Genomic DNA, 12,935 nt, shown 5'->3' on the forward strand with positions numbered 1-12,935 from the left:
AAGCTTTCTTCTACTTATTTTACCATGTAGTTAGCATCATAGCATAATCCGGATTTAGCTATTGCAAACGCTTGTTTTATCAGCTTGTTACAAACTGCAATCAAAGCCAATTTCTTACTCTTTCCCTTAGACACGATACGATCAAAAAGAGCTTTGCACTGCGCATTGTGAATGTAGGCGGTAAAACTGCACATAAATAGATGGTTACGCACAAGACCGTCGCCTGTTTTACTTATTCGCGACCTTCCCCGTATACTACTTCCAGAGCTACGTTCATTTGGTGCTAATCCCAGATAGGATGATACTTGTTTATAACTTAAAAAATCTTTGAAGTTAGCCGTACTAAGCATCAATAATACTGCTGTCTTTTTACCTATTCCTGGAATAGTCTGGAGTCTTGCGTATAAGGATGGCTCATTCGCTTTTATCAAAGCCTCAACCTCCTGTTCCAACAGCTGACGCTCTTTTTTAAGAGCTCGTAATTGACGCTTTATGGAAGTAATCATCTTGCCTTTAGTCTGCCCACGACTCTCAAATGCGTGCAACTTGTTCTTCAAGGCCGTAGATTGCTTCAAATACATTTGTATTAATGATAGCAATTCTCTGCCGCTCTCTATATACTCAGGGTCTGGTTCCCAATGCTCTAACTCCTGTTCACAGCTGTACCTGTAGATCATCAAAGCATCACTCTTATCGGTCTTTACGCGCTTGAGCTTCATCTGTATATACCTTTTGATAACCAAAGGATTTACAACACTTACACAAATACCCCTGCCATACAAAAACATAGCAAGCTGGTGATGATAACAGCCTGTCGCTTCCATAACACAATGAGAACTCTCCGGAATAGCCTTTAAAAAAACTTTAAAACCTTTCGTATCATTGGAATAACTACTGTGCCCAGTTTGGCTGCAATAAACATCAAAGCAGTCCTTTGAAATATCTATCCCAAAAAATAATGTACTTTTAATCATAGAATAATTAATTTAGAAAAGAACAAGCTACTTGATTTACAACATCCTAAAAACAAGCTCTAAAGGCCTAATGAACTAAAGGTAATTAAGTAGTAAAAGAGCAGGGATTTACATTGTTGACGGAATCTGAAGTTCCTACGGCTATACTAACCTTACTCTGCTCTTTTGTTCTTTTGAATTGATATTGAAATTTAATAGAAACAAACTTAGGATGGCTAAAACAGTTGAAAGACCAAGGAGCCGACAAGGATGAAATTGAAATGTTCGAATGTTTGGCAAATGGAATCGATAAACCAAAAGACATAGCGGATTTGCTGGATAAGCCAATCGACGTAATCTATACAATATCAAGAAGATTAAGAAGAAAAAAAATTAAATTCAACGAGAAGTGGACAAGCTTAAAAAAACAATAAAGGAAAGTCTTAACAATTTTGACAAGGCGATTCCTGATGATTTAGTTAGGAAGCAGCTCGAGGCAGAAGGTGTCAATTTGGATGAACAATCGTTATCACAAGATAAATTTATCAAGCAATTGACATTTAAATTAAGGTCAAAAAGTACTACTGTAAAGTATGACCGTATGCTTGAAAAAGCATCAAATTATTTTAAAGATGCTTTAACCAAAGGTTTGGATAAACCAATTGCCTATATGAATGAATTGATGAGAACAAATAATTTACAAACACAATTCAATAGGTTAGATAAACTGTCAGAAGAACAAATCAAAGATATAATTAAAGACCAAAATCTGATAGAAATATTAGAAATGCTTGAAGATGAGGAAAAGTCTGAAGGGAAGTAATAAAGCAAAAGAAATATTAGAACTAATCGGGTTTGATGAGGTCACCGAACTTCCTATAAAGAATTTATTGGCTGGGTTTGATATTATCTATATAGAAGAACAATTAAATGGCTCAGATGGTGTAATTATTAGAGGTAGATCAAAAACAATAATTAAGGTAGATGTAAATATTTCTACCCCCCAACGCAAACGATTTGTTGCAGCACACGAATTAGGGCACTTCTTTCTTCACGATAGATTGGAATTTCATTTGGATGATGAGAAAACTTTGAGCTGGAATAGATTAGAAGAAGTTCACAAAAGAGGTATTCAAGAAATAGAAGCAAACGATTTTGCAGGCGAGCTTTTAATGCCTGAACAAGTTTTTAGAAACTTTATTTTAAGAAAGCCATTTAGCCCAGATTTAATAAAAGAAGTGAGTGAGCATTTCAATACCAGTTTAACCTCAGTAATCTTCAGAATGTTAACGCTGGAAATAACACCTTTTTTTGTTGTCTTCATCACGGATGGTATTGTTCGATATTGGCGAAAAACAGAAGATTTTAAATGCTATACAAACGATATCACCAAGATTCCGCCACCAGAATTTTCAGTTGCTAAAGAATACATAGATGAAGATTATGCGTTTGTCTATGAGGGATCTGAAAAAACTCAATCTATTGACAAGTCTACGTGGTTTAAATTAAATGACTGGGAAGAGGATATTGAGTTTAATGAATATTGTATTCCTACGAAAAAATATAAAACACTTATAAGTGTCATATGGGAAGCTTAATTAATAGTCGTTTTAACGATAATTATTATTTCAGTTATCTCCATCAAAAATCTTATAGTTTTTATAATGGGAGTAGTACGACCAAACGCTTCCGATTCCCATTCCACTTGCCCGCCTATTCCCGAGAAAAGTAGGGAAGCAGCCAAACTCCATTCCCATTTACATCTTTGATGTCAATTCCGGTTAAAAAGAGAGAGTATTCAATCAATATATGCGCAAAGGTAAACTCGTAAAATACTCCCATCAAAAGACTACGGCATAATCGGGCTCGTTTCTCACTCCTTTTATTCCGTTTCCTTTTGAGCTGAGATTTTATCTTCCGTTTGGTTCTAGCTTAAATATTAATTGTTTAACTAAAATCAAATGTTATGTATTTATCAAATTTACAGCAGGATGAAATCTTCGTTCCATCAGAAATGAAATCCTTGAAAAGCCTGACCCAGATGGAATCCCGAAGGGGACTTGAAAATACCATAATTTCAAATGGCAAAATTGTCAACGTGGTATCGAACAGCTACGGCCACGTACCGAACGAACTATTCTTTAAGAAAGCAGAGGAAATGTTGACTGATGCCGGACTGAATTATCAGAAACGGACGATCAACAGGAATGATAGGTCTTTCATTACCGACTTTATCATCGACGATAAAAGCCAGTTTTCGGTAAAGAACGAAAAAGACCTGATACTGCCGATGCTGCGGTTTAAGAATTCCTATGATGGTAGCGAAAAAACATCGGGGCATTTTGGCTTTTACCGGCAAGTATGCTCCAATGGCCTTCACGTTTCACAGGCGGAAATCGAGTTTTCCATCAAGCACAGTAAGAACAATACCGACTTGATAATGCCAAGGTTGAACAATTTGTTCGATAAGTTCGTGGATAATGAATTTTATAGCATTACCAAGAAGTTCGACAGAATGAGGGAATTTGAAATTATCGACACCAAGGAATTTGTAAAAGAAATTCTGGAAAGCACGAGATTGTTCCGGTATGAATGTAGTGATAGGAACAATGATCCTTCAAAGAAATCCCGGGAAGTCCTTGAAATTCTTGATAATGAAGCGTTGCTGCTCAATGAAGTTCCCAATTTATGGATAGGCTATAATGCTTTTAATCAAATGCTTCACAATACATTGAAGAAAAGCTTTTCACAACAAGAACGCTTGGACAAAAAACTGTTCGATGCCGTTTATGAAATGGCTTAATGCTATTAAAGGTTCATCCAGTACCTCAAACTGGATTTTTCCTATTTTCAGCAAAAGGATTTAATTGGAAAGTTGGCTTTGCAATCCCACTCAGCCCATTCCCCTGCATTCCGCGAAAAGCTCCATTCCGGGAAAAGCGCTTCATTACCAAAGGTCTTGGACTCGACTCCAAAGCTTCCGATTCCCATTGCGCTAATCCTGCTGAAATACGCAGGAACGCTCCATTCCCATCTACACCTTAAAAGTTAAGTCCGCTTTAAATCCTACTTCAAGAGGATAATCCATTTTCATATTTCAGGTCGGGTCAATGTGTGTGCATAAATAAATTGGTAAAACTCTTTTTTAACTTACTTCAATTTTTAATTCAATTCACTCATAGCTTTTCTTAACTTTACAAAAAGTAAGTCTAAATAAAAATAATACTTAAGATGAAAAAAATACTGATTTTATTAAGTCTTTTTGGATTATTAACTGCCTGTAATAATCGCAATGAAAAACCTAAAGAAGATAAGAACACATCAAATCTGGAAAAATCCGTTTCTCAGGATTCAACGGATTTAGTCCAACAAAATTCATTTAGGGTTGAGGAAATAGACAGTTTCTGGAACAAGAAACTAGCGGACAATAAGGAATTTTACAAAGTGACCTTTCCCCGTACTGATATTCACCTAAAAATTGATGGAGCGCCTGTGGAGGCCGGTTTGGCATACACTTCTTGGATAGCATACCGCCCGATGGGGAACAAAACACAAATTATGGGGGATATGGTAATGCTGGACACCGAAATCCCTAGGGTTCTACCTTATTTGAAGGAAAACGGCATTGTAATAACCGCTATTCATAATCATTTGTTACGTGAACAGCCCCGACTGATTTATATGCACATTGCGGGGAACGGGGACGCTCTGGAATTATCTAAAATTATGAAAGGTGCTTATGCGCTTACCGCTACACCATTGACCGAAACCAAAAGTGAAAGTGAGAAAAAAGAAATGGATTGGGCTCCGGTAAAGAAAATCTTGGGTTCGAATGGCAAAGAAAGTGGAAATTTATTGAAATTTGGTTTTCCCAGAAAAGGGTCAATTACTATGAATGGCGAAACAATGCCCTCAACTTTTGGCATTGCAACCGCAATTGGCTTTCAGGCCATCAATAAAAATGAGGCTATTATAACAGGCGACTTTGTAATGAGAGCCGACGAAGTGAATGCGGTCATTACAGAATTGGTGAAAAACAATATTGAAGTTGCAGCACTACATAATCATATGCTTTTTGAGGAACCCCGATTGTTTTATATGCATTTTTGGGCCAAGGGAAACCCGGAAGAACTTGCAGAAGGATTTAAGGCTGCATTAGAACAAACTTCCTCAATTCAATAATTTAGAAAACCCAAAATGACCGTTAAAAATTACCGCCAAAGTTCGATCAAACATTTAAACTTTTTGTTGTTTTATTGATGGTGTGTTATTTTTATTTCACCATATAAATCAATATTGAAGCTTCACTATTAAAATCCGAAGGAGATGCAACCATTAATTGGTTTAGTTCTGGAATAAAAAGGGATGTCCTCGCACCCGAACCAGTCGAAATTTTTCCTTCGGTTGTATAGGTGTCGGCATTAATTTGATTAAATACATCGATATAACCAGCGCCACAGCTCAAATATAACTGTTCGTTTTGGGGGCTGTAAAAAATATCATCCACATCCCTGTCAATATCCAAAGAAGAAATTTTATTTCCCGTTTGTGTGTCCAATATTAAGAGCATTGGGGCGTGCCAACATCCTATAAATAAACGATGGTGCACTGCATCTAGGCTCATTGGGAAATTTGACTTTGCTTTTGTCACTTTCCATTTATCAACCACCCTATTTTTATTTAAATCGATAATCTCAACAAGCTTTTTACCGGGAACATTTACATACATTTTTTTTGCAGCTTCGTCTATTTGAAAAGATTCCGGATGTCCTGAAAGTTGTATTTTGGCAATAAGATTAAAGGTAGTGGCATCAATTATGGCAATGCCGCCGTTGCCATAACCCACATAAATTTTTTTATCTGTAGGATCGTAACGAACATTATCGGCATCATCCGGTAGTTTTATTGAAGTCTTTTTATCAAAAGTGGTTGCATTGAAAACCTCGCAAACCCCGTTACCGCCATTTGCAACAAAAATGGAGTTGCTTTCAGGAAGGTAAACGACACCTTGGGGTTCGTTTAAATTCTCTATAGTATGGATGATTTTTTTGCTTTTTAAATCAACCACTTCAATGGTATTGTTGCCCAATGCAGCTACATAAAGTATTTGTTGCCCGTTGTTATAACTTAAATGGTCAATTCGCCCTCTTACTTCGGACAAGGGAACTGTTGCAATTAATTGAAGTGAATTGCTTTGATTTTGTGCCTTACACCCATTAAACAAGAGAAGGAACAAAAAAGAAAAATTTAAAATTGTTTTTTTATCCATTTCCTTAAAATTTAAAGTTTTGGAGCCATTTTAGCTTATTGTTTACATAGCCACCAACTCATTTATATCCCTACAATATACAAACTTATAAGTCCGGATTCCGACAAAAGACAAAAGTCATATAACTTATTATCGCCCCTTATTTTATGCTGAAAAATTAATGGTTGAATTACAAATAATAGTTTTTATCCCACTCAGCCCATTCCCCTACATTCCGCTGAAAAAGCTTCATTCCGGGAAAAGCGCTTCATTCCAAAGGTCTTGGACACGACCCCAAAGCTTCCGATTTCCATTGCGCTAATCCTGCTGAAATACGCAGGAACGCTCCATTCCCATCTACACCTTTGAAGTCAAGTCCGCTTTTAATCCTACTCAAAGGATAATCCGTTTTCATAACCCGGTCAGCACATTGCCGCTGCATTTCGCGAAAAGCTACATTCCGGGCAAAGAGCTTTCCTACTAAGGTCTTGGACACCATCCCCGATTTCTGCTTTCCATTCCGCTTGCCCTTCCCGCCCTGCTGGGAAGCGCACTCCATTCCAAGGTGAAATAGGTAACGGAGTCCGCTTTTCATAGGAATTCCATTTAATCATTTAGTCCCGCTTCCTATGTTTTTGTACTTCACAAAAGGCATTTAGAACTACTCCCGCACCGCCGCTGTCCCTACCCTTTTTTGTAAGCAAAATACCAACATTTGGAAGTTAAACGGAGTGCATAACCGGTCGTGCCTCCCTTTTATAACTCCTTATTAATTCCAAATATTGAAAATGTATCAGCAACAAAAAAAGGTAACAGCGGACGGCTCTATGGGAAGTAAATCAAAATCGAAACTTATGAAATCTTACAAAAACATCAAAAAGGAAGCGGGACTAAAAAAAACAAAAAAGGAAAACGCTCTGGATATAATAAGTAAATCACTTCAAAAAAACATAAACGCAAACTATCCGAAGGGTTCGGGTAGCCTTAATTAATCTTAATTCTTTTATTATGAGTACTTTAAAAAATCACGTACAGTTAATCGGAAACGTTGGCCAAGAGCCACAAATCACGAACCTTGAAAGCGGTAAAAAGGTAGCCCGTCTTTCACTCGCCACAAATGAGTATTACAAAAACAGCGAGGGCGAAAAAATCCAAAATACCGAATGGCACACGATAGTAGCCTGGGGCAAAACTGCCGAAATCATCGAGAAATATGCCGGAAAGGGCAAAGAAATCGGGGTAACGGGAAAACTGAAATCCCGAAGCTACGAGGACAAGGACGGTATCAAAAGATATGTTACCGAAGTGGAAGCCAATGAAATCCTTTTGTTGGGAACTAAGAACGGCAATAATTCAGCCGATTAATTTAAAAATAAAGAGGGCGTTTCCGTCTAAAGTTGCGCCCTCTTTTTCATTATCCATTAATTAAAATTAGATAACAATGAAAACACAAGTTAACGAAATCAAAGAGGGATTGCAACATTTTCACGGTTCAGAAACCATATTTCAAATCCCATTATTAAGAACCCGTTACACAAACGGACTGAAATATTTGGCGGAAGCTGCCGAATGTTTTTGGCTCATTACGGACACTTCTATAATCGCAAAAAGCCTAATGAACCGAAGCGAATTTATTACTATCGACTTCAAGAGATTGTCCGAGGACAAACAGGATTTTACGGGCTACGAAGCTGAGATAATCTACACGGATGGAAATGATAATATTTTGGAAAAACACGGGTATCGGGCGACTGATTTTCCGCTCGATGAACTGCGGTTGTTTTTTGTAAATAATACACTGATGTTACCGAGCGAATACTAACCCCTTCAAAACCTAAAAATTATGATCTATCTAAATTTTTCAGACCTGAACGGGGATGCCCAAGAACGTCTTTTGGAAAGTTCAAAAAAGGACGTCGAGCAAAAATTTGGCGATGATATTCGGAAGTATTCAAAAAAGCATTGCACCAATTTTGAGGTAATGATCGAGGAAGAAGCACGAAGGAATTTATACAGTTATACCTATGTGTTTAATATCTGAAATTGTCCAAATAGGAACGGAAAGACCTTTGAATTTTCAGAGGTCTTTTTTTGCTAAAACATATCCAGTTCAATAAAAATCCTTATCTTTATTTCGCTGAAATTCAGCATTCAATTTTACGCAGGGGAATCCATTTTTTGACTTTCGCCGATAACCCTGCCCATCGAAAAATTACATAACGGGAAATCTTTTCCCTGAAATTGGCAATTGGCTTTTAGCCGAATTGTACGAAATTTTTGCCCCGAGAACTCGGGGCGAAAAGGAGTAGCAAGAGGGTAACACGCGATGCGATGTTAAGTACTCCTTTTCCTTGTTAATCATCTGATTTTAAAACACTTAAAAATCAATCGATTATTTGAATTTCTACAATTTGCGACAAATGCCCCGAAAGCGCCCATTTTTAGGGAAGGATTTGCGACAAATCGGCGAATTATGGACTCATTTACCGGCATTAGGTTCAAAAAGGAAACGGCGAAACGTTTCCAGCAATTTTCAAAAGCACACTTCAAATCTCATACCGAGGCAATGGCCACGATGCTCGATTTTTTCCACTACAACGAGATATCCCCACGGGAAAAACTGGGCCCGACCGGAAGGACGATCGAGGCCAATTTAAAGAAACGGATCAATGCGGTAATTGCCATAATGAGGGATATGGAAAAGACCCAGACGAAACCCACCGTGGCGATGATCGAATCCCTTTTTCAGACCGAAGAACCCAAAAAGAAACCCTTGATCTTAGAGAAGAAATTTGTGGAAGAAAAGAAGGAAGTACGCTTCCGCGAAAAACGAAATCAAAAGAACGAACTGTAAATTTTTGAGCTATGTATATTACGATCACACCTCAAAAACTTGGCGGTAATTACTCCCAAAGTTCGGTCGATTTTGTGGGCTATCTGGAAAAGGAAAATCAAGGTCTGGAGCAGGAGGATATGGAGCATTTTTTCAATCAATATGGCGATGAAATATCGGCCGAGGAAGTGGTAAAAGATATTGATGGAAACGGTGCCAAACTGAAAAAGAAAGAACCGAAATTCTATTCGATTACCGTCAGCCCTTCTAAATACGAATTGAACCGATTGCAGAACAGTAGCGATGATCTGAAAAAGTACACCCGTGAGCTGATGAAGGATTATGTGCAATCGTTCAATCGCGAAATCAATGGGCGGCCTGTAAACGTAAATGATATAAAGTATTATGCAAAAATAGAGCATCAACGAACGTTTAAGGGTTTAGTATATTTTTTATCACTCCAAATTCATTACTGGAAATCAAAAATTAATTACACTATCCAATGCATCGTCAGCATCTTTATGAATAAAGTTAGCTTGATAGTTTATGGTGGTAGTAATATAAGAGTGCCGATATAGTTTTTGAAGCATTATATTTAAATGAGTGGCTACTAGCCTAAAAAATTGCCATGATAAACTTTGTTATTTATACAATCAATTTTAGTCATAGTTTGTTATATATTATTAGTGTCTTTGCAGGAATTAATTTTTATGTTTTTATTAAAATTTGAGTAACTAATCAGTATCTAATATAGTTGTTTTTGGCATGACAAAAAGACCTTGAAAAATTTTTGCTTCATGCCATAGTCGGCAAGAATATTAGTTCAATATTTTTGCTTTTGTACTTTCATGGTGTGAATATCGAAGCACTTATAAGGCATCTTGAAGCATTGGAGAAAAAAGTGGAATCCCTTGAAAAGGAGAATACTTTTCTAAAGGATCGCCTGGCTAAATATGAATATACCAAGAACAGCCGTAACAGTTCTATACCACCTTCTAAGGATGAGAACCGACCTCTAAAGAATCAAAGCTTGCGAGTCCCTACTGGTAAAAAGCCGGGTGGACAAAAGGGGAGACAGGGCAATGCCCTTGAAATGATAAGCTTTACGGATGTGGTTATTGAGTTACAACCGGAGTATTGCAATGTCTGTGGTGCATCCTTGCAGGATAGGTCCCCTATCAAAGAAAACTCCAGGCAAATAATAGATCTCCCACCCATAAAAGCAGTCTATACAGAATACCGGACATTCAGCAAAATATGCGGTTGTGGATGTCAAACTACTTCGGGCTTTCCACAACGCGTGAATGCCCCTATAAGTTATGGAGAAAATATCGAAGCACTTATTGCTTATTTCCATGCTCGCCAACACTTGCCCTTTGCCAGGATGAAAGTAACTTTCAACAATGTTTTTGGAGTCAATATTAGCGAAGGGGGCATCCATTATCTACTCGGGAAGTTTGCCCAAAAAACCACTCCGATGTACCAAATCATAAAACAACGGGTGCAGCAAAGCCCGGAAGTAGGCACGGATGAGACCGGGGTCAAGGTCAATGGCAAGAAGCATTGGTTCTGGACCTGGCAAACCTCCAAACTTACTTTTATTGCTCATTCAGATAACAGAGGGGGCCAAACTATCGACAGGGAATTCCTCTTGGGATTTCCCCAAAGCACTTTGGTACACGATGGATGGAAAGCACAGCTTAAAACCGCTTCCTAAAACCATCAAAGCTGTTTGGCGCATTTGAGCCGTACGCTGAACTACCTTAACCAGCGGTATCCTAAGAATAAATGGAGCAAAGATTTTAAAAAACTTCTTGCACGGTTCCTAAAACTTAAAAACAAATTGGACCTTCAAAACCGGGAACATCAAATTGAAAGAACCTCCATTGTAAAGCACCTGACTTACTGGAACGGCCTCCTGATAAAAAACATAAAGAGCTTTACACTTTTTACAAAAGAATGCGCAAAGAAAGGCATAGCCTCTTTACCTTTCTCTACTTCAAAAACGTGCCGCCAGATAATAACGCCTCGGAGCGGGCCATACGCAATGTAAAGGTCAAACAAAAAATATCATGACAGTTCAAAAAAGAACAAGCAGCACAGAATTTTGCTAAAATAAGATCGGTAATAGATACAACCATTAAAAGTGGGGCAAATGTCTTAAATAGTCTTATTTTTATAGCAGAATTAGGTACAGAAGTACAAACTGATTAGTTACAAAAAAAAGATTCTAATTTTATAACACCGTAACCTAAAATTATGCGTATTCAAAAATATGTACATTCTTGCATTTTAATTTCTGAAGGTGATAAAAAGTTGCTTTTCGATCCGGGAAAGTTCACCTTTCAGGACAAGCTGGTAGCTCCTGAAACCTTTAAAGATGTAGATTTTATAATTTTAACCCATGATCATCTCGATCATATAGATATTGATGCGTTAACCCTAATCTCCAAATTATCGGGAGCCGATATTTATGGGAATTCAGAAGTGACGGAGGCATTAAGCGCCCAAGGTCTAAAAGTTCATCTGTTTGAAGAAGGACAGAAAATCCTGGGTTCCTTTAAAGTGGATGCTTTAGTTACACCCCATCAGGAAATATTATCTGAAAAATGTCCTAAAAATACCGCTTACCTAATTAATGATAAAATTTTAAATCCCGGCGATTCCTTCAGCAACAAGCTCCTTAGGTTTAAAGGTATCCATTGCTTGATTTTACCCGTGATGGCTCCTTTTTTAACTGAACTGGATGTTTATCATTTTGCGTTAAAAATGAAGCCCGAAATTATATTTCCGGTCCACGATGGATTTGCCAAACCTTATTTTTTAAAGCAACGCTATAATACTTATCTCCCTTATTTTAAAGATGAAGGGATCCAATTTCTGACTTTATATGAAATTGGCGATGGGATTTCTTTCTAAGATTTCAAAAATAATTATTGCGAAGATGCTTTTTCTGCAATAAATATTACTTTTGTTTATAATGTTCGATTACAAACTTCAGGTATTTTATTCGGTAGCTACCCGTTTAAGCTTTTCGAAAGCTGCGGAAGAACTTCATATTACCCAGCCGGCGGTTACCAAACACATCAAAAACATTGAACTTCATTTTAAACAACGCTTATTTGAACGAAAAGGTAACAGCATAAACCTTACTCCGGCTGGGATAACCCTTTTGCAGCACACCAAAACGATTTTTGGCCAATATAAGGCGCTGCAGTTCGACATGAACGCGCTTATAGATCAAACGGAAGGTGTTTTAAGAATAGCCGCCAGCACTACGGTAGCGCAATATGTGCTTCCGGAAGCTCTTGCTAAATTTCATAAAAAATTCCCCAAGGTAAGTTTAACCTTACTAAATGCCAATACCGAAAATGTGGAAAAGGCGATCTTGACCGACACGGTAGAATTGGGATTTATTGAAGGCTATTCCAAAAATCGGGAAATTGCCTATCATCCATTTTTAAAAGATGAAATTGTATTGGTAGTGGCCAATGGTCATTCCTTGTTTAACACGCCTGCTATGAGTGTAAAAGAATTGGTTGATAAGCCTTTAGTGTTAAGGGAAGAAGGATCCGGAAGTTTGGAGATTATCCTGGAAGCACTGCAAAAACAAAGCGTAAGCTTGCAAGATTTAACTATCGAAATGCGCCTGGGTAGTTCCGAAAGCATTAAAACTTATTTAAGCGATAAGTATAGCATGGCTTTTTTGAGCGTTAATACCATTTTAAAAGAACTAAAATCGGGAGAACTGGGAATTATCGATATACAGGATTTTTCGATAGAGCGGCCTTTTCATTTTATCTTTAAGCAAGGCCATCAGTCGGCATTATCTACCTTGTTTCTAAATTTCCTGCAACACCATTATAACACTAAGTTATAATAGATAACTTTTTATCATTTG

At 37.6% G+C, this 12,935-nt stretch carries 14 protein-coding genes and 2 pseudogenes; 14 read left to right on the plus strand and 2 right to left on the minus strand.

Annotation, left to right across the window (positions count from 1 at the left end; all coding sequences use genetic code 11):
* Positions 1–14 precede the first annotated feature (14 nt).
* Positions 15–974 (minus strand): IS110 family transposase, encoded by a 960-nt coding sequence (locus tag ACH3PA_RS10310; RefSeq protein ID WP_416441748.1) that lies wholly within the window; start codon positions 972–974, stop codon positions 15–17.
* 224 nt (positions 975–1,198) lie between these two features.
* Here ACH3PA_RS10310 and ACH3PA_RS10315 point away from each other — a divergent pair, with 224 nt between their 5' ends.
* From ACH3PA_RS10315 to ACH3PA_RS10335, 5 genes are all read left to right on the plus strand, one after another.
* A complete protein-coding gene (locus tag ACH3PA_RS10315) occupies positions 1,199–1,387 on the plus strand; it encodes a hypothetical protein (RefSeq protein WP_416448148.1) in 189 nt (62 codons plus the stop codon).
* Positions 1,363–1,776: a hypothetical protein gene (locus tag ACH3PA_RS10320; RefSeq protein ID WP_073100639.1), complete on the plus strand. Its 414-nt coding sequence runs from the start codon at positions 1,363–1,365 to the stop codon at positions 1,774–1,776. Before ACH3PA_RS10315 ends, ACH3PA_RS10320 begins: the two co-directional genes overlap by 25 nt.
* On the plus strand, positions 1,751–2,551 hold the full coding sequence (locus ACH3PA_RS10325; RefSeq protein ID WP_073100638.1) for an ImmA/IrrE family metallo-endopeptidase: 801 nt from the start codon (positions 1,751–1,753) through the stop codon (positions 2,549–2,551). Before ACH3PA_RS10320 ends, ACH3PA_RS10325 begins: the two co-directional genes overlap by 26 nt.
* Before the next feature lie 368 nt (positions 2,552–2,919).
* Complete coding sequence (locus ACH3PA_RS10330; RefSeq protein ID WP_073100637.1) at positions 2,920–3,756, plus strand: DUF932 domain-containing protein; 837 nt, start codon at positions 2,920–2,922, stop codon at positions 3,754–3,756.
* 428 nt (positions 3,757–4,184) lie between these two features.
* Positions 4,185–5,135: a DUF1259 domain-containing protein gene (locus ACH3PA_RS10335; RefSeq protein ID WP_073100635.1), complete on the plus strand. Its 951-nt coding sequence runs from the start codon at positions 4,185–4,187 to the stop codon at positions 5,133–5,135.
* A 91-nt stretch (positions 5,136–5,226) separates the two neighbouring features.
* Here ACH3PA_RS10335 and ACH3PA_RS10340 read toward each other — a convergent pair whose 3' ends face one another.
* Positions 5,227–6,222, minus strand: a complete 996-nt coding sequence (locus ACH3PA_RS10340) for a YncE family protein (RefSeq protein WP_073100634.1) — start codon at positions 6,220–6,222, stop codon at positions 5,227–5,229.
* Between the two features lie 767 nt (positions 6,223–6,989).
* Here ACH3PA_RS10340 and ACH3PA_RS10345 point away from each other — a divergent pair.
* The 9 genes and pseudogenes from ACH3PA_RS10345 to ACH3PA_RS10385 all read left to right on the plus strand — a co-directional run bounded on the left by ACH3PA_RS10345 (position 6,990) and on the right by ACH3PA_RS10385 (position 12,914).
* Positions 6,990–7,193: a hypothetical protein gene (locus tag ACH3PA_RS10345; RefSeq protein WP_073100632.1), complete on the plus strand. Its 204-nt coding sequence runs from the start codon at positions 6,990–6,992 to the stop codon at positions 7,191–7,193.
* Between the two features lie 16 nt (positions 7,194–7,209).
* Positions 7,210–7,566 (plus strand): single-stranded DNA-binding protein, encoded by a 357-nt coding sequence (locus ACH3PA_RS10350; RefSeq protein WP_073100631.1) that lies wholly within the window; start codon positions 7,210–7,212, stop codon positions 7,564–7,566.
* A 76-nt stretch (positions 7,567–7,642) separates the two neighbouring features.
* Positions 7,643–8,023, plus strand: a complete 381-nt coding sequence (locus ACH3PA_RS10355) for a DUF6876 family protein (protein ID WP_073100630.1) — start codon at positions 7,643–7,645, stop codon at positions 8,021–8,023.
* Positions 8,024–8,044: 21 nt separating this feature from the next.
* Positions 8,045–8,242, plus strand: a complete 198-nt coding sequence (locus ACH3PA_RS10360) for a hypothetical protein (protein ID WP_073100629.1) — start codon at positions 8,045–8,047, stop codon at positions 8,240–8,242.
* A gap of 432 nt (positions 8,243–8,674) precedes the next feature.
* On the plus strand, positions 8,675–9,055 hold the full coding sequence (locus ACH3PA_RS10365) for a BfmA/BtgA family mobilization protein (RefSeq protein WP_073100007.1): 381 nt from the start codon (positions 8,675–8,677) through the stop codon (positions 9,053–9,055).
* Between the two features lie 11 nt (positions 9,056–9,066).
* A pseudogene (gene mobB / locus ACH3PA_RS10370) lies at positions 9,067–9,474 on the plus strand (MobB family relaxase); the annotation flags it as partial.
* 470 nt (positions 9,475–9,944) lie between these two features.
* Positions 9,945–11,248, plus strand: a pseudogene (gene tnpC / locus ACH3PA_RS10375) (IS66 family transposase); the annotation flags it as partial.
* A 45-nt stretch (positions 11,249–11,293) separates the two neighbouring features.
* Positions 11,294–11,953, plus strand: coding sequence for an MBL fold metallo-hydrolase (locus ACH3PA_RS10380; protein ID WP_073100009.1), 660 nt, complete (start codon positions 11,294–11,296; stop codon positions 11,951–11,953).
* A gap of 61 nt (positions 11,954–12,014) precedes the next feature.
* Complete coding sequence (locus ACH3PA_RS10385; protein WP_073100010.1) at positions 12,015–12,914, plus strand: LysR family transcriptional regulator; 900 nt, start codon at positions 12,015–12,017, stop codon at positions 12,912–12,914.
* Positions 12,915–12,935: the final 21 nt, after the last annotated feature.

The organism is Leeuwenhoekiella sp. A2 (assembly GCF_047946655.1).
In the GTDB taxonomy this organism is placed as follows: domain Bacteria; phylum Bacteroidota; class Bacteroidia; order Flavobacteriales; family Flavobacteriaceae; genus Leeuwenhoekiella.